The organism is Nocardia sp. NPDC004278, from assembly GCF_053602975.1.
In genome coordinates, this window is record NZ_JBSGEQ010000005.1 from 75931 (window position 1) to 90886 (window position 14956).

The 14956-nt window shown below is 66.5% G+C and carries 14 protein-coding genes; 9 read left to right on the forward strand and 5 right to left on the reverse strand.

Annotated features, from left to right (window positions below):
• Positions 1 to 60: 60 nt before the first annotated feature.
• Both ACWEO2_RS09540 and ACWEO2_RS09545 read right to left on the reverse strand, forming a co-directional pair.
• The gene (locus tag ACWEO2_RS09540; RefSeq protein WP_452404899.1) at positions 61 to 1338 is read right to left on the reverse strand and encodes an HRDC domain-containing protein; all 1278 of its coding nucleotides are present in this window, start codon (positions 1336 to 1338) and stop codon (positions 61 to 63) included.
• A gap of 22 nt (positions 1339 to 1360) precedes the next feature.
• On the reverse strand, positions 1361 to 1912 hold the full coding sequence (locus ACWEO2_RS09545; protein WP_452405128.1) for a DUF3000 domain-containing protein: 552 nt from the start codon (positions 1910 to 1912) through the stop codon (positions 1361 to 1363).
• Between the two features lie 227 nt (positions 1913 to 2139).
• Between ACWEO2_RS09545 and hemE the strand changes: the two genes are divergently transcribed.
• Together hemE and ACWEO2_RS09555 are read left to right on the forward strand one after the other, a co-directional pair.
• Positions 2140 to 3195 carry a uroporphyrinogen decarboxylase gene (hemE, locus tag ACWEO2_RS09550; RefSeq protein WP_452404900.1) on the forward strand — a complete coding sequence of 352 codons (1056 nt, stop codon included), beginning with the start codon at positions 2140 to 2142 and terminating at the stop codon, positions 3193 to 3195.
• An 11-nt stretch (positions 3196 to 3206) separates the two neighbouring features.
• Positions 3207 to 3803 carry a uridine kinase family protein gene (locus tag ACWEO2_RS09555; protein ID WP_452404901.1) on the forward strand — a complete coding sequence of 199 codons (597 nt, stop codon included), beginning with the start codon at positions 3207 to 3209 and terminating at the stop codon, positions 3801 to 3803.
• A gap of 41 nt (positions 3804 to 3844) precedes the next feature.
• Here ACWEO2_RS09555 and ACWEO2_RS09560 read toward each other — a convergent pair whose 3' ends face one another.
• The gene (locus ACWEO2_RS09560) at positions 3845 to 4486 is read right to left on the reverse strand and encodes a TetR/AcrR family transcriptional regulator (protein ID WP_452404902.1); all 642 of its coding nucleotides are present in this window, start codon (positions 4484 to 4486) and stop codon (positions 3845 to 3847) included.
• Between the two features lie 233 nt (positions 4487 to 4719).
• Here ACWEO2_RS09560 and ACWEO2_RS09565 point away from each other — a divergent pair, with 233 nt between their 5' ends.
• The 7 genes from ACWEO2_RS09565 (at position 4720) to hemQ (ending at position 12819) form a co-directional block, all read left to right on the forward strand.
• Positions 4720 to 5523 (forward strand): SDR family NAD(P)-dependent oxidoreductase, encoded by an 804-nt coding sequence (locus tag ACWEO2_RS09565; RefSeq protein WP_452404903.1) that lies wholly within the window; start codon positions 4720 to 4722, stop codon positions 5521 to 5523.
• Positions 5524 to 5554: 31 nt separating this feature from the next.
• Positions 5555 to 6682, forward strand: a complete 1128-nt coding sequence (locus ACWEO2_RS09570) for a DUF5938 domain-containing protein (protein WP_452404904.1) — start codon at positions 5555 to 5557, stop codon at positions 6680 to 6682.
• 81 nt (positions 6683 to 6763) lie between these two features.
• Complete coding sequence (locus tag ACWEO2_RS09575; RefSeq protein WP_354950566.1) at positions 6764 to 8299, forward strand: AMP-binding protein; 1536 nt, start codon at positions 6764 to 6766, stop codon at positions 8297 to 8299.
• Positions 8300 to 8394: 95 nt separating this feature from the next.
• A complete protein-coding gene (locus ACWEO2_RS09580) occupies positions 8395 to 9756 on the forward strand; it encodes a protoporphyrinogen oxidase (RefSeq protein ID WP_452404905.1) in 1362 nt (453 codons plus the stop codon).
• Positions 9757 to 10268: 512 nt separating this feature from the next.
• Positions 10269 to 10739 carry an RrF2 family transcriptional regulator gene (locus ACWEO2_RS09585; RefSeq protein ID WP_452404906.1) on the forward strand — a complete coding sequence of 157 codons (471 nt, stop codon included), beginning with the start codon at positions 10269 to 10271 and terminating at the stop codon, positions 10737 to 10739.
• Positions 10736 to 11971, forward strand: a complete 1236-nt coding sequence (locus ACWEO2_RS09590; protein WP_452404907.1) for a globin domain-containing protein — start codon at positions 10736 to 10738, stop codon at positions 11969 to 11971. The genes ACWEO2_RS09585 and ACWEO2_RS09590 overlap by 4 nt, the downstream gene beginning before the upstream one ends.
• Before the next feature lie 152 nt (positions 11972 to 12123).
• Positions 12124 to 12819, forward strand: a complete 696-nt coding sequence (gene hemQ, locus ACWEO2_RS09595; protein ID WP_354950574.1) for a hydrogen peroxide-dependent heme synthase — start codon at positions 12124 to 12126, stop codon at positions 12817 to 12819.
• 113 nt (positions 12820 to 12932) lie between these two features.
• Here the strand turns inward: hemQ and msrB are convergent, their stop codons facing one another.
• Together msrB and ACWEO2_RS09605 are read right to left on the reverse strand one after the other, a co-directional pair.
• Complete coding sequence (gene msrB / locus ACWEO2_RS09600; protein WP_452404908.1) at positions 12933 to 13376, reverse strand: peptide-methionine (R)-S-oxide reductase MsrB; 444 nt, start codon at positions 13374 to 13376, stop codon at positions 12933 to 12935.
• A gap of 87 nt (positions 13377 to 13463) precedes the next feature.
• Positions 13464 to 14828 carry a glycosyltransferase family 87 protein gene (locus tag ACWEO2_RS09605; RefSeq protein WP_452404909.1) on the reverse strand — a complete coding sequence of 455 codons (1365 nt, stop codon included), beginning with the start codon at positions 14826 to 14828 and terminating at the stop codon, positions 13464 to 13466.
• Positions 14829 to 14956 lie beyond the last annotated feature (128 nt).

A 14956-nucleotide genomic window follows, 5' to 3' on the forward strand; every position in this document is an offset into this window, starting at 1 on the left:
GCGAAACCGCCGATCCGCTCGTCTCGATGACGTGCCCACTGGCTGAAGCGGGTCGTGGGGCTATGCGTCGGGTGTCGGCGTCAGAGCGGCCGTAAGCCCGGGAACCGCGAGTTCACGCTGCCATGGCCGGGCGCCACCCGATTTCAGGAACCCATCGATCGCGGCCGAGAGATCCGCCGCATCGCCGACTCGGTCGTAATCCGGCAGCCCGTCCCAGCACAATCTGCGCACCAAGTCGGGGGAGAGCAGATTCTCCACCGGGATCGCGTATTCGGTGGACAGCTCACCCATTGCCGCGCGCGCCCTGGCCAGTCTGGCCGCGGCCGCGGGGTCGCGACGCTCCCACCGGTTCACCGGCGGTGGTCCGTCGAACGGTTGGGTCAAGGGTGGCAGTTCGGTATCGGGCAGGCCGCGGCCGCGGTCGACAGCTGCGAGCCAGTCGCGGGAGTAGCGGCGCTGGCGGGGTCCGCCGAAGACCGGGAGCGTGCGCAACTGGGCGATGGTGCGCGGTTCGGCATTCGCGGCGGCGATGATCGCGGCGTCCGGCAGGATGCGGGCGGGTGCGACGTCGCGGGTGCGGGCCAGGGTGTCCCTGGTGTTCCACAGTTCGCGCACGATCGCCAATTGGCGGGCGCGGCGCAGGGTGTGGATGCCGGAGGTGCGCCGCCACCGGTCGGCCTTCGGCGTACCGGGTTCGGTGATCCGGACGTGCTCGAATTCCTGTGCCGCCCAGTCGGTCTTGTGTTGGGCCGCCAGCGAGGCGGCCACCTCGTCACGCAGCTCGAGCAGCAATTCCACATCGAGGGCCGCGTAGTTCAGCCAATCCTCGGGCAGCGGCCGCGTGGACCAGTCGGCCGCGCCATGACCCTTGCGCAGGGCGCGGCCGAGCAGTCGCTCCACCATCGCCGCCAGTCCGACGCGTTCGAAGCCGGCCAGCCTGCCGCCCAATTCCGTGTCGAACAGGCGCGCGGGCCGCAGTCCGAGTTCGGCGAGTCCGGGCAGATCCTGGTCCGCCGAATGCAGCACCCATTCCAGTTCGTTGATCGCTTCGGCCAGCGGTGCGAGTGCGTCGGTGACCGGGATCGGATCGATCAGGAAGGTGCCCGATCCCGCGCGCCGCAACTGGATGAGGTAGGCGCGGGCCGAGTACCGGAATCCGGAGGCGCGCTCGGCGTCCACGGCCAGCGGTCCGGTGCCCGCGGCGAGGCGGGCGGCGGCATCGGCGACCGCGGCGGCGGTGACGAGCACGGGAGGCACACCTTCGGCAGGCACGAGCAGTGGTTCGGCTGTGCTGTCTTCGGCTGTGTTACTCGGTTCGGACTCGTCTGCTACCGACATAAACCTGAACTTTACGTGGCGATCAGGTGTGGTCGTTGCTGGTATAGGACTCCGGCCGCAGATGTGTGATTCCGGCGGGCGGCAAACCGGCCGCATAGGCGAGTACTTCGCAGAAGCCTTCCACATGGGGGCGCATCTCGGTGGTCATCGCGGTCCAGGAGGCGCGCAGTTCCAACTGGTGCGCCCGCGGGGGTCCGGCGATATCGCCGTAGCGCACCGAACTGGTGGAGGTGACGGTGCCGCCGAGCGCGGTGAACGGCTCGCCACGGGACTCGAGCGCGTCGACCAGCCAGCTCCAGGCGACCTCGGGCAGCAGCGGGTCGGTGGCGAGCGCGGCATCGATATCGGCCTGGATATAGGCGACCAGACGGAATACACCGTGCCAGGCATCGTCACCGTCGGGATCGTGCAGCAGGATCAGCCTGCCGAAGGCATCGCCCTCGGAATCGACCGGTACCACAGTGGTTTCGGGATGTGTGACTTCCGCGCCTAGTGCATAGGAATACGGTGCCAGGCGTTGTGGGGGGCGGATCGGTGCCAGCTCGATTCGAGGGTGCACAGTTGCGGTACCCATCGCATCGACCGCGGCGCGAAACTGAGCTGGCTCGCCGTTGGGTCCTTCGGTCGGTGCGGCTCCGTCGCGAAAGTCGAGCGGTGTCACGCAACCGACGGTAGACCTTGTGCGCCCGGGGCGGTCGGAGGCGCGCCGGATTCCCGCTCCGAGCGGGCGAACATCGCCCTTCCGTGACCCGGCACCCGGCCGCGCGGGGGCGGGGCGCGAGCCCGCATACGATAGCGGTGATGAGCACTCACACCCGCCGCCGGTTGACCGATGCCCCGTTTCTGGCCGCCGCCACCGGCGCCGAACCCACCCGTCGGCCGGTGTGGTTCATGCGTCAGGCCGGACGGTCGCTGCCCGAGTACCGCGAATTGCGCAAGGACATCGGGATGCTCGAGTCGTGCTTCGATCCGGAGCTGGTGTGTGAGATCACCATGCAGCCGATCCGGCGTCACGGTGTCGATGCGGCGATCTTGTTCTCCGATATCGTCGTTCCATTGAAGGCCGCGGGCATCGACCTCGATATCGTCGCCGGTGTCGGGCCGGTGATCGCATCGCCGGTGCGGACCATCGCGGATGTGCGGGCGCTGCCTCGGCTGCGGCCCGAAGAGGTGGGCGCGGTTACCGACGGCGTGCGGCTGCTGACCGACGCGCTCGGCGAGACGCCGCTGATCGGATTTGCCGGTGCGCCATTCACGCTCGCGTCGTATCTGGTCGAGGGTGGTCCGAGTAAGAACCACGAGCGGACCAAGGCGATGATGCACGCCGATCCGACGACCTGGCACGAACTGCTCGGCGTCCTGACCGATATCACCGTCGCGTTCCTGCAGGCGCAACTGACCGCCGGTGTCGATGCGGTGCAATTGTTCGATTCCTGGGCCGGTGCGCTGTCGCTTGCCGACTATCGTGAATTCGTGCTGCCGCATTCGGAGCGGGTCTTCGCCGAGGTCGCCGCGGCCGGTGTGCCCCGGATCCACTTCGGGGTCGGGACCGGGGAACTGCTCGGTGCGATGGGTGAGGCGGGCGCCGATGTCGTCGGTGTCGACTGGCGGGTGCCACTGACCGAGGCGGTGCGCCGAGTCGGACCAGGAAAGGCCTTGCAGGGCAACCTGGATCCCGCCGTGCTGTTCGCCGGATCCGCCGCGATCGAGGCCGAGGCGCGGCGCATCGTGCACGAGGCCGATGAGGCGATCACCATGGGTGCGGCCGGTCATATCTTCAACCTCGGGCACGGTGTGCTGCCCGAAACCGATCCGGGTGTGCTCACCGCGCTGGTGCAACTCGTTCACGAACTGTGACCTAGCTGGTCATGGGCGCGGAACCGCGACCGAGTGGCCTACCTCTGTCCGCGCCGCCGGGCGAGCCGAGTCCGGCGATCGAGGAGATCGTCGGTCGGGTCGCGGCCGGTGCAGCGCGACTCGGATCGACGCGGCTGGTGGCGGTGGACGGGCCGGGTGGGGCCGGAAAGTCAACGTTCGCAGCGTCTTTGGCGGCGCGGTGTGATGCGCGGGTCGTGCACACCGACGACTTCGCCAAGGGGAACAATGAGCTCCCGTGGTGGCCTCGGCTCGAGCAACAGGTGCTCCAGCCGATCGCCAATGGACGCGCCGGTCGATACCAGCGCTACGACTGGAACAAGCGAGCCCTTGCCGAATGGCACGACGTCGCGCCCGGGGGCGTGCTCGTCCTCGAAGGCGTCTCCGCGGCCCGGGCCGCCGTCCGCGATCGATTGACCCTGGCGGTGTGGATCGACACCCCGCGCGCAGTGTGTCTGGCACGCGGACTCGATCGCGATGGTGCGCACACGCTGCCGCTGTGGGAGCGGTGGATGGCCGCCGAAGACGCCCACTTCGCCGCCGATCGCACTCGTGACCATGTGGACCTGATCATCTCGGGTGAGGTTTGACGATTCCGTAGACGAGAGCCGACGCGCCGCAGCGGGACCGGCTAGGGCCTGCCCTGTCCGACCACCACGTCCAGCAGACCCGCGGCCTCGGTGCGGAGATTGTCGGCGGCATCGACCTGCCCGGCGAGTTTGTGCAGCAGTGCCTGTTGGAACAGGCCGTCGAATATGGCGTAGGCCGTGGTCGAGGGGATCAAGAGAGGGCGTCCGGACAACTCTGCAAAGCGGTCCACGACGTTGCGGATCATCTCCTCGCGGTGACTGTCGATCTCGAGCACGTCGTCGCGGAAGGACTCCTCGAACAGACTCTGGTTGCGCAGGTCGTACCAGAGCCGGTGCAGCGGTGCGTCGGCGTCCAGGGTGGTCGCCATCGCCGCGCCGAAGTCCTTTCGTAGCTGTTCGGCCGTTGTCGCGGTGGCGACGATGTCGTCATAACGGGTGACGCACACCTGCTCGTACTGCCGCACCGCGTGGGTGATCAGCTCGACCTTGTCGTTGAAGTAGTAGTGCAGCACCCCGTGGGTGAACTCGGATTTCTGTGCGATCTCTCGCAAGCTGGTGCGTGCGTAGCCGAGTTCGGCGAGGGTGTGCAGGGCCGCGGCGGCCAGCTGAGCGCGCCGCTCGCCGAACTTATCGACCTGTCGGCGCGCGATGCGATTCCGCCTGGTCTCGACGATTTCGGTCATCGTGGCTTCTCTCCGTCACCCGCATCCGCATCTTGTGAATTCGCCCAGTGTATCGCGGTATCGGAATCAGGCGACCAGCTGGTTTGACGATTGTGTAAGAAAATCTTGACGACTGTCACGGAAAATCTTGACGGTTGTCAAGAACGCGAGCACACTGTGATCCACGTCGCATCGGGTTGGAGTGCCGGATGAGACCGAAAGCCGAATGGACCATCTCGAGGAGGAGATGCCCGATGAATGGGTACAACCTGACCGGGCGCACGGCCCTGGTAACTGGCGGCGCGCGAGGGCTTGGTGCCGGAATGGCCGAGGCGCTGGCCCGTGCCGGGGCGGCGGTCGCGATCGGCGACGTGCGCGAGGATCTCGGCAAGGACACCGTCGAAGCGTTGCGGGCGACCGGTGCGACGGCCGAATTCGTGCCCCTCGACGTCACCGATGACGCGCGTTGGGCGCAGGCGGTCACCGACACTATCGCCGCACTGGGCGGCCTGGACATCGTGGTGAACAATGCCGGAGTCGAAATCACCAGCCTCGTTGTCGATCTCGATCCGGAACAGGTGCGCCGGATGCTCGAGGTGAATGTGCTCGGCACGGCACTGGGTATCAAACACGCGTTGCGCGCGATGCGGCCGGGCGGTGCGGCGGGTCGGGGTGGTGCGATCGTGAACATTGCTTCGGTCGCCGCGACGATCGCCTTTCCAGGTATTTCGGTCTACTCGGCGACCAAGTCCGCGGTGGATCGGCTGACCAGGGTCGCAGCAATGGAGTCCGGCAAGCTCGGCTACGGCGTGCGCGTGAACTGTGTCTACCCCGGACTCGTCCCGACCGAGATGGGTGCCCAACTCGCCGACGATGTCGCCCGGATCGGATTGTTCCCCAGCGCGGAAGCCGCCGTCGGCGCGGTGGTCGAGCAGACCCCGCAGGGGCGCCTCGGTGAGGTCGCCGATATGGCCGACGCGGTGGTCTTCCTCGCCTCCGACGCCGCTCGGTTCATTACCGGCGCGGGTCTGCCGGTCGACGGCGGCATGGGCATGTGAGTTTCCGAGACAGCGAAAGGTTCGAGATCTGATGAGTACCGATAAGCCCGTCGTCGTCTACGGCGCATCCGGATACACCGGCCGATTGGTGTGTGAATACCTGCGCGAGTTCAATATTCCGTTCGTTGCCGCGGGCCGGGACAAGTCCCGGCTGCAAGAGGCAATCGACAAGGTTCCCGGCATCGACACCGTCGAGCACGAGGTCGTCGAAGTCGCACATGAGGTCGGGCCACTGACCGAGCTGTTTCGCGGCGCCGCCGTTGTCTGCAATACCGTCGGCCCGTTCTCGCAGTACGGACATGAGGTGGTGCGGGCCTGTGCGGCCGCGGGGACCCACTACCTCGACACCACCGGTGAACAGGATTGGCTGATCGACTGCGATGAGCAATACGGTGCCGAGATGGCCGCGCAGGGTCTGCTGCTCGCACCCGGAGTCGCGCAGATGTACACCACGGGGGAGATCGCCGCGAATATCTGCCTGGAAACCCCGGGCCTGGACACACTCGATATCCAGGTCTTCTGGAAGGGTTTCCCGACGGTCGCATCCACGAAGACGATTCTGGTCAATGCCGCGCTGTCCAAGGCCTACTACCTCGAGCAGAACCAATATGTGGAGTGGCCCGCGGACGCTGGACTCTACGACGTGGTGGTGCCCGGACAGCATGAGATCGGGCTCGCGCTGCCCTGGGGCGGCACCTCACATCCGGTGTGGTTCAAGCGCGATCCGCGGGTGGCGAATGTAAGGGTGCTCGGTGGTGTGTTCAACCGGCCGTTGATGCAGGGGGTGCCGCAGATCGTGCAGGCGGTCGTCGAACAGGTGAAAGACCTTCCGGCGCAGGAGAAATACCGCGTCCTCGCCGAACAGGCCGCCCTGGTTCGGGACGAGATGCCGCCGCGGGAGAATCCGCGCATCAATACCTCGCTCGATTCCGTGCACGCGTCCGGGCCGCTGGCCCGTGCCCACTGCGTGATCTACGGGAATTGCAACTACAAGCAGACCGGTCTGCTGCAGGCGTTTGCCGCGAACGCGCTGCTGCAGGCACCGCCGAAACGAACCGGGTTCGCTTCGGCGTGCCAGGCATTCGGCCATCGAGAACTGCTCGGCGTGCTACGCGGTTTCGGGCTGGTCAGTGAACCGGTACTGACCGTGCATCGTTGATCGCGCCTCGGACCATGGGTGGCCGGAGCTGCCCATGGTCCGAATCGGCCGTTCCCGCAACAGCTTCCGTAGAGGATTACCGTGCGTTTGACCGACTATCTCGACAAGGGCGCCTCGCTCGGCGCCACCGCACCCTGCCTGACCATGAACGGGCACACGCTGACCTATGCGCAGGTACAGCAGTTGTCCTGGCGGATCGCTCGCGCGCTGGAGCGATCCGGAGTCCGGCCCGGCGAGCGGGTCGCGATCCTGTCAGCGAACGACACGCTGGCCTTTGCGTGTGTTTTCGGCATCGCCCGTGCCGGCGCGGTGTGGTGCCCGATCAATCCGCGCAACGAGGCCGCGGAGAATCAAGAGCTACTCGAGCTCTTCGACTGCACCTGCCTGATATTCCAAGCCGCCTTCGCGCCATTGGTTTCCGCCATCGCACCGCGGCTGCCCATGCTGCGGACGCTGGTCTGCACCGACGGAAATATCGCAGGGGCAGCATATTTCGACGACTGGGTGCGGGACTGTCCGGCCGAGCCGTTGGAGGTCGAGCCGATCGACGAACTCGCCATGCTGGTCGGCACCGGCGGTACAACCGGACGACCGAAGGGGGTTCGGCTCACCGGTCACAATCTCGAGACGATGACTGCATTGACCCTGATGAGTTATCCCTTCGAACATCGGCCCCGCTATCTGGCGCTGGCGCCCCTCACCCACGCCGCGGGCGTCCTGTGTTTTCCGATCCTGACCCTCGGCGGTGAGATCGTCGTGATGCCCACCCCGGATCTCGGTGAATTCCTTACGCAGATCGAGCGGCACCGGATCACCCATACCTTCCTGCCGCCGACGCTGATCTACATGCTGCTGGATCATCCTGCGTTACCAACGGCGGATCTCGGTTCCCTGCAGTGTCTTTGGTACGGAGCGGCCCCGATGTCGGCGGCCCGGCTGGCGGCGGCGCTGGAGCGGATCGGACCGGTCATGGGTCAGCTGTTCGGACAGTCGGAGGCACCCATGATGGTCGCCACGCTGGCGCCGAAGGATCACTTCCGCCCCGACGGCTCGATTGCCACCGAACGACTGTCATCGGCTGGACGACCCACCCCGCTCACCCGCGTGGCCATCATGGACGCCGAGGGCCGCCTGCTCCCCGCCGGTGCGCGCGGCGAAATCGTGGTCCGGGGCCCGCTGGTCATGGCGGGGTATCACAAGAATCCGGATGCGACTGCCGAGGTGTCGCGCTACGGCTGGCATCACACCGGAGACATCGGCTACCTGGATGCCGACAATTACCTTTACATCGTCGACCGGGCCAAGGACATGATCATCAGCGGCGGATTCAATGTGTACTCCGCCGAGGTCGAACAGGCGCTGCTGACCCACCCGGCGGTCCAGGACTGCGCGGTCATCGGACTTCCCGACGATAAGTGGGGCGAGCGGGTCACCGCCGTCGTCCAACTGCACATCGGGCGCACCGCTACCCCCGACGAACTGCGCGAGCACACGAAGGCACGCCTCGGCGGGGTGAAAACTCCCAAGCAGGTGGAGATCTGGCCTGACCTGCCGCGCTCGAAGATCGGCAAGGTGCTCAAACCCGAGATTCGGGCACAGTTGCGTGGCGAGCGCTGACCGCGCCCGACGGTGTCGGCCCGGCGATCGTGCGCTCGGTCACGAAGGCGAGGGGCGTGGTCGGCGCGGATCCACGGGAGGGCTACGGTCGCGACATGAGAATCGCGGTAGTCGGGGGCGGGATCAGCGGGCTTGTCGCGGCGTACCGGTTGCGGGTGCTGCTCGGTGCGGAAGCCGACATCGTTGTGATCGATCGGGCCGCGCGGCTCGGCGGGATTCTCTATACCGGCGAATTGGCCGGGGAGCCTTTGGATCTCGGGGCGGAGGCGTTTGTCGGGCGGCGGCCGGAGGTGCCGGAACTGCTGCGGGAACTCGGCCTCGAAACGCAGTTGGTGGTTCCGGCCGGGTTGCGGCCGCTGGTCTGGTCGCAGGGCCGTGCGCATCCGCTGCCGGAACGCACCCTGATGGGTATTCCGTCGAATGCCGAGTCGATGCGCGGACTGGTCGATGCCGAAACGCTCGAGCGGATCGAGACGGAATCCCGGCGGCCGCTGGGCTGGTATCCGGATGCCGATATGGACGTCTACCGCCTGGTCGCCGACCGGTTCGGCGTGCAGGTCGTCGAACGCAGCGTCGATCCGCTGCTCGGTGGTGTCTATGCGGGCAGTTCGCGTTCCATCGGCGTACGCGCCGCGCTGCCGACCCTCGCCGCCGCACTCGATGATGGCGCGCCGAGCCTGACCCACGCGGTTGCCGCCGCCATGCCACCGCCCTCGAACGCTCCCGTCTTCGGCGGTCTGCGCGACGGCTATCGGGTGCTGTTGGATACGTTGGCCGCGAAATCCGGGGCGGAATTCGTCACCGCGACCTCGGCCACCCATCTGGTCCGCGCGTCCCATGGCTGGGTGCTCGAGCCGGTCGGCGGTGTAGACGCGGTGGTGCTCGCCACTCCCGCCCCGGTAACCGCGAACCTGCTGCGCCCGTTCGCCCCCGCCGCCGCATCCGCCGCTGCTGGCATCGAGCTGTCCTCATCCGTCGTTGTGGCCCTCGGTCTTCCGCGCGACACCGCGCTGCCCCGGAACTCCGGGATTCTGGTCGCCACCGGAGAACCTCTGCGCGCCAAGGCATTCACCTTGTCGAGCCGCAAATGGACGCATCTGGCGGAGCGCGGGACCGCTGCGGTCCGAGCATCATTCGGCAAATTCGGCGACGATTCACCTCTGCACTGGTCCGACGCTGACCTGATCGCCGCCGCGACCGAGGACCTCGCCACAGTCACCGGCGCGACCATAGAACCGACCTCCGCAGTGGTCCAGCGCTGGCCCGGTGGCCTCGCCCAATATGCCCCCGGCCACAACGACCGCATCGCCGAAATCGAGTCGGCCATAGCCGATTTCGATGGTCTCGCCGTCGCGGGTGCCTATCTCCATGGCGTCGGCGTCCCCGCCTGCGTCGCCTGCGGCACCGCCGCCGCCCACCGCATAGCTTCCATCCTCACCCGAACTGCCACCCCCTGATTCGTTCGATGCCGCGCGCTGTTGTCCGGCGTCTTGCCGCCATCCCGAGTCGAACCGCCGCACCCTGCGCAGTGCGATGCGCTGTTTGTCCACCGGATCGCTACCACCGTTACTCGCACTGCGATTCGTACTGGGGCTTGCGGCGCGACTTCGGTCCGCGGGTTGCGCACGTCTAGTGCCCGTTTGGCGCAAGTTGTATACCTATCGCGAAGTGGCCAATAGGTGTGTTTCAGCTCACAGACAGCTGCGGGCGTACGAGGTCGGGTTGCCGTCGGCCGAGTGACCGATGAGTCGGGAGCGTCCGGGCCACTGGCGGCGGTGCGCCGAGGGCGGGATTCGAGCGCGGCGCAGTAACCAACATGGGCTCCAGGCGTGTGATGCGTATCGCACAGGGAGTTGAAACACGGGGTGCGCGGACATTGTTGCTGCACCAAAAACCGCACGGCATCGCGTAATTAAGGACACCGTTGCAGGGGGATGTGGCAGGGGTTGCTCGTCGGTAGCGTCGAGCCATGCAGCTCTCACGGTTCACCGATATCGCCTTGCGGGCCATCATGCGGTTGGCGGTGAGTGACGAGGCGGACGGCCGGGTGACTACTCGGTTGATCGCTCGGCAGGTCGATGCCTCCGAGCATCATGTTGCGAAGGCGGTTTCGCGGCTGATCGAACTCGGTCTGGTGCAGGCGCAGCGCGGTCGCACGGGTGGTCTGTTCATCACCGAGGCAGGTCGAGCGGTATCAGTCGGGTGGTTGATTCGGGAACTCGAAGACGATCGGGAAGTGGTCGTCTGCGAGGGCGAACATCCGTGTCCGCTGGTGGGCGGGTGCCGGTTGCGCCGGGTGTTGGCCGATGCCAAGGAGGCGTTCTACCGGGAATTGGATCGGTACACCCTCGACGAACTCGTCACCGCGCCGACGTCCGGATTGCTGCGTCTGCTCGCCACATCAGCGGCGGGCGAATATGCGAACAAGGAGATGTCATGAACACCGCGGTCCGTAGCGAACCGGAGCTCGAAGCGCACCACGCCGAAATCATCCGCGCCACACTGCCTTTGGTGGGCGCGCAGGTGGACGAAATCACGAAGGTGTTCTATCGCACTCTCTTCGGCAATCATCCCGAACTGATCCGCGACCTGTTCAACCGCGGCAACCAGGCGCAGGGCTCCCAGTCGCGGGCGCTGGCCGCCTCGATCGCGACCTTCGCCACCTACCTCGTCGACCCGGACCTCCCGCATCCGGCCGCCATGCTCGCGCGGATCGGCCACAAGCACGCCTCGCTCGGTATCACCGCCGAGCAGTACCAGCTCGTGCACGACAATCTGTTCGCCGCAATCGTGGAAGTACTCGGTGCGGATGTCGTCACCGAACCGGTGGCCGCGGCCTGGGACCGGGTGTACTGGCTGATGGCCGACGCGCTGATCGACCTGGAGAAGCAGCTCTACGTGGCCGCCGGGGTCGAGCCCGGCGATGTGTTCCGGGACGTGACCGTCATTGCCCGCGCCGACGACCCATCCGGTATCGCGGTATTCACCGTCGAATCCGCCGACCCGTCCGCGCCACTGCCGAGTTTCGTGCCGGGCCAATATATTTCGGTCGGCGTGCACCTGCCCGACGGCGCCCGCCAGCTGCGTCAGTACAGCCTGATCAATGCCCCGGGAGACGGCACACTGTCGTTCGCGGTGAAGCGGATCGACGCCACCGGCGGCTGCCCGGCGGGCGAGGTGTCGTCGTGGTTGCACCACACCGTGCGCCCCGGCGACGCGCTGCAGGTCACCCTCCCGTTCGGCGATCTCGTCATCGATACCGACGCGACCACACCACTGGTGCTGATCTCCGCGGGCGTCGGCGCGACCCCGACGATCGGAATCCTCGAACACCTCGCCGCGAACACGCCGGACCGGCGTACCGTCGTGCTGCATGCGGACCGTTCTCCGCAAACCCATCCGCTGCGAGAGCGCCTGCTCGAACTCGGCACTCGGCTCCGCTGCGTCACGCTCGAACTCTGGTACCAAGAGCCATCCGAGGGCGCGCACCTGGGCCTGATCGACCTGTCGCAGGTAGATCTGCCCGCCGACGCCGATATCCACGTCTGTGGCGGGACCGAATTCCTGCACTCGGTACGCACCCAGCTGCACGCCGCGGGCGTGCCCGAGGAGCGCGTCCATATCGAGCAGTTCACCCCGACCGACTGGCGGCTGGACGTCTGCCCGGTGTAGCAGCGGCGGCGATCATGGCGGCGCGCCGGGGCCGGATGTGCCCGCGCGCCAACCATGCTCATGCGCCGCAGACGGCGCACAATCGGCAACCACCCGCGGCGACGACAGCCCACGCGGACACCCTGACCGCCCGCAGTGGCACGATAGGAATCATGGCGCGACTCGACTATCAAGCACTCAACTCCACCATTCGCTACCTGATGTTCTCGGTGTTCCAGGTGCAGCCGGGGGTGTTGGGGGACGACCGTGAAGGTGCCATCAAGGAGGCGCGGGCATTCTTCGATGGGCTCGCCGAGCGGGAGATCGTAGTGCGCGGTATCTACGATGTCGCGGGGATGCGCGCTGATGCCGACTTCATGATCTGGTCGCATGCCGAGCGGGTCGAGGATCTGCAGGCGGCGTACGCGGACTTCCGGCGCACCACCGAACTCGGCCGGGCCAGCGCTCCGGTGTGGAGCAATGTGGCGCTGCACCGGCCCGCCGAATTCAATAAGAGCCACATCCCGGCGTTCCTGGCCGGTGAGGACCCGGGCAACTACATCTGCGTGTACCCGTTCGTGCGCTCCTACGAGTGGTACCTGCTGCCCGACGATGAGCGCCGCAAGATGCTGGCCGACCACGGCAAGGCCGCGCGCGGCTATCCGGATGTGCGCGCCAACACCGTGAGCTCCTTCGCGCTCGGCGACTACGAGTGGATCCTCGCCTTCGAGGCCCCGGAGCTGCACCGCATCGTCGACCTGATGCGCGATCTGCGCGCCACCGAGGCACGTCTGCACGTCCGCGAGGAGGTCCCCTTCTTCACCGGTCCCCGCGTCGAGATCGACAAGCTCATCGCCGCCCTGCCCTGATCCATGCCCCTCGGCGAGCCGGAACGGGGGCGGCGGCCGCGCATGCCCCCGGGTTTCGGGGCATGCGCAACAAGCCGGTCGGTCTGTATCTTTCGTTGAGCGCGGCAGCCGTTCTACTCCGCTGCACTGCCCGAGGGGTGCAGCTGCAGGGCGATGGAGTTGATGCAATAGCGCTTATCGGTGGGCGTGTTGTATCCCTCGCCCTCGAAGACGTGGCCGAGGTGGCTGTGGCAGTTCGCACACAGCACTTCGACCCGATGCATGCCGAGCGTGTCATCCGAACGCAGGATGACCGCTTCGGATTTCGCCGGATCGAAGAATGACGGCCACCCGCAGTGCGAGTCGAATTTCTCAGTGCTGCTGAACAATTCGGCACCGCACGCCCGACACACATACACCCCTTCGGTCTTGGTGTCGGTGTACTCGCCGGTGAACGGGCGTTCGGTCGCGGCCTGTCGCAGCACCGCGTACTCCTCCGGATTCAGCTTGGCCTTCCACTCCTGTGGGGTCAGCTGGATGCGCGGCGCGGGTAGGGACGTGTCGGCGTCGGAACTCATTGCTCCACGCTAATAGGTTTCCGACGGCAATGCCGCCCCGCGACCCCGCAGTCGTGGGCCGGAACCCCGGTTCTGGCCCACTGGTCGCTACTGCACCGCGCTCGGCTGCGGTTCGGCCCGCAATTCGGACTGCTCGGTCTCCCGGCCGTTCACGACCGAATTGTCGGCGGTGTCGGCGTGCGCGCTGGAATCCGCCGCGACCCGGTGCGGCGCCACTACGACCGGATCCGGCGACTCCGGCGACCGCATCCACTCCGGATCGATCCCGGACTGCAGCCGACCTTCGCGCCGCGCCGCCAGGTACCGGTCGCCGAGCACACAGGCGATGACGATCAGCAGCAGGCCCCAACCGAAGGTGATCCGCAGGTACTCCACGTTGCGCCCCAGCCCCTGCCAGCGGTCGGAGAGCCACTTGTCGTAGGACATGAATCCGAATACCGCCAGCCAGGCGGGCCAGTTCCGCATTACCGAATTGCGCAGCACCACCGACATCAGCAGCGGGAACAGCATCATCGAGTAGTACATCTGCCCGAGCGAGTTGAGCAGGAACTCCGCGGTCATCAGCACGCCGGAGGCGGTGGCCACGAAGAACAGCTCATCGTCGCGGTAGTAGCGGTAGAGCAGCCACAGCGAGATGAGCACCATTACGCCCATCAGAATGCGGATGCCCCAGGTCAGCCACAGCGGCAACCCGTAGTACGCGGCATTGCCGACGATCGCGCTGTTGAAGTAGTCGCGCGGATCGGACAGATAGCGCGCGGTCCTGGTGAAGAATTTGTCCGGATCGGCCGATAGCGGCCAAGCGATCGCGGTCAGTGCCAGCGGCACGCCGATAGCGGTATAGAAGACCTTCCACTGCCCACGGGCCGCCGCGATCAATACCAGCGGCGCCAGCGTCGGCTTCACTGCGATGCTCAAACCCAATATCGCACCGGCCCACAGATCCCGCCGCGCGAGCAGCAGCATCATGAAGGCCACCTCGGCCAGCAGCACGCACCCGTTCACATTGGTGAAAACCAGTGTGTTGATGACGGTTTCGGAGCTGAACATGGCCAGCAGCAGGATCGGCGCCGCCATCGAGGAGAGAGTGAACTTGAACAGCTTGAGCAGCAGATACCAGGCCAGGATGATGGCGGCGGCGTTCAACAGAATGAAGCACCAGCGCGACTTCTCCGGGTCGATCAGCGCCAGCGGCGCGATCAGCAGGGTGCCGCTGGGCGGATACAGGTAGTGCGGATCCACCAGATCGTAGTTCGCGGTGTAGACCGGCCGGTGGTTGAGAAACGCCAGTGAGGCGTTGTAGACCGGTTTGAAGTCATCGGTGATGAACCCATTGACGGCCTTGATGAAGACCCGGTTGAGCACAGTCATGACCGCAAGGGGCCAGAGTGCGAACTTGATCACCTCGGCGGTGGTGCGAGCGGTGCGAGGCTCGAGCTGTCGAAGTAACACTGGGGCACGGTACACCGGATCCGCTCGCGACGGTTGCCTGGACCTACCTGGCGCGCCGACGTTAGCGGATCACGACCGTGCCCCCATCCCTCGGCCTCGTCATTTTCCCCAGTGGGCTGTGCCGACGC

Excerpts from the sequence above, each read along its gene's own strand:
- ACWEO2_RS09540 (WP_452404899.1), bottom strand. The coding sequence starts at position 1,338 with ATGTCGGTAGCAGACGAGTCCGAACCGAGTAACACAGCCGAAGACAGC.
- ACWEO2_RS09545 (WP_452405128.1), bottom strand. The coding sequence starts at position 1,912 with ATGGGTACCGCAACTGTGCACCCTCGAATCGAGCTGGCACCGATCCGC.
- hemE (WP_452404900.1), top strand. The coding sequence starts at position 2,140 with ATGAGCACTCACACCCGCCGCCGGTTGACCGATGCCCCGTTTCTGGCC.
- ACWEO2_RS09555 (WP_452404901.1), top strand. The coding sequence starts at position 3,207 with ATGGGCGCGGAACCGCGACCGAGTGGCCTACCTCTGTCCGCGCCGCCG.
- ACWEO2_RS09560 (WP_452404902.1), bottom strand. The coding sequence starts at position 4,486 with ATGACCGAAATCGTCGAGACCAGGCGGAATCGCATCGCGCGCCGACAG.
- ACWEO2_RS09565 (WP_452404903.1), top strand. The coding sequence starts at position 4,720 with ATGAATGGGTACAACCTGACCGGGCGCACGGCCCTGGTAACTGGCGGC.
- ACWEO2_RS09570 (WP_452404904.1), top strand. The coding sequence starts at position 5,555 with ATGAGTACCGATAAGCCCGTCGTCGTCTACGGCGCATCCGGATACACC.
- ACWEO2_RS09580 (WP_452404905.1), top strand. The coding sequence starts at position 8,395 with ATGAGAATCGCGGTAGTCGGGGGCGGGATCAGCGGGCTTGTCGCGGCG.
- ACWEO2_RS09585 (WP_452404906.1), top strand. The coding sequence starts at position 10,269 with ATGCAGCTCTCACGGTTCACCGATATCGCCTTGCGGGCCATCATGCGG.
- ACWEO2_RS09590 (WP_452404907.1), top strand. The coding sequence starts at position 10,736 with ATGAACACCGCGGTCCGTAGCGAACCGGAGCTCGAAGCGCACCACGCC.
- hemQ (WP_354950574.1), top strand. The coding sequence starts at position 12,124 with ATGGCGCGACTCGACTATCAAGCACTCAACTCCACCATTCGCTACCTG.
- msrB (WP_452404908.1), bottom strand. The coding sequence starts at position 13,376 with ATGAGTTCCGACGCCGACACGTCCCTACCCGCGCCGCGCATCCAGCTG.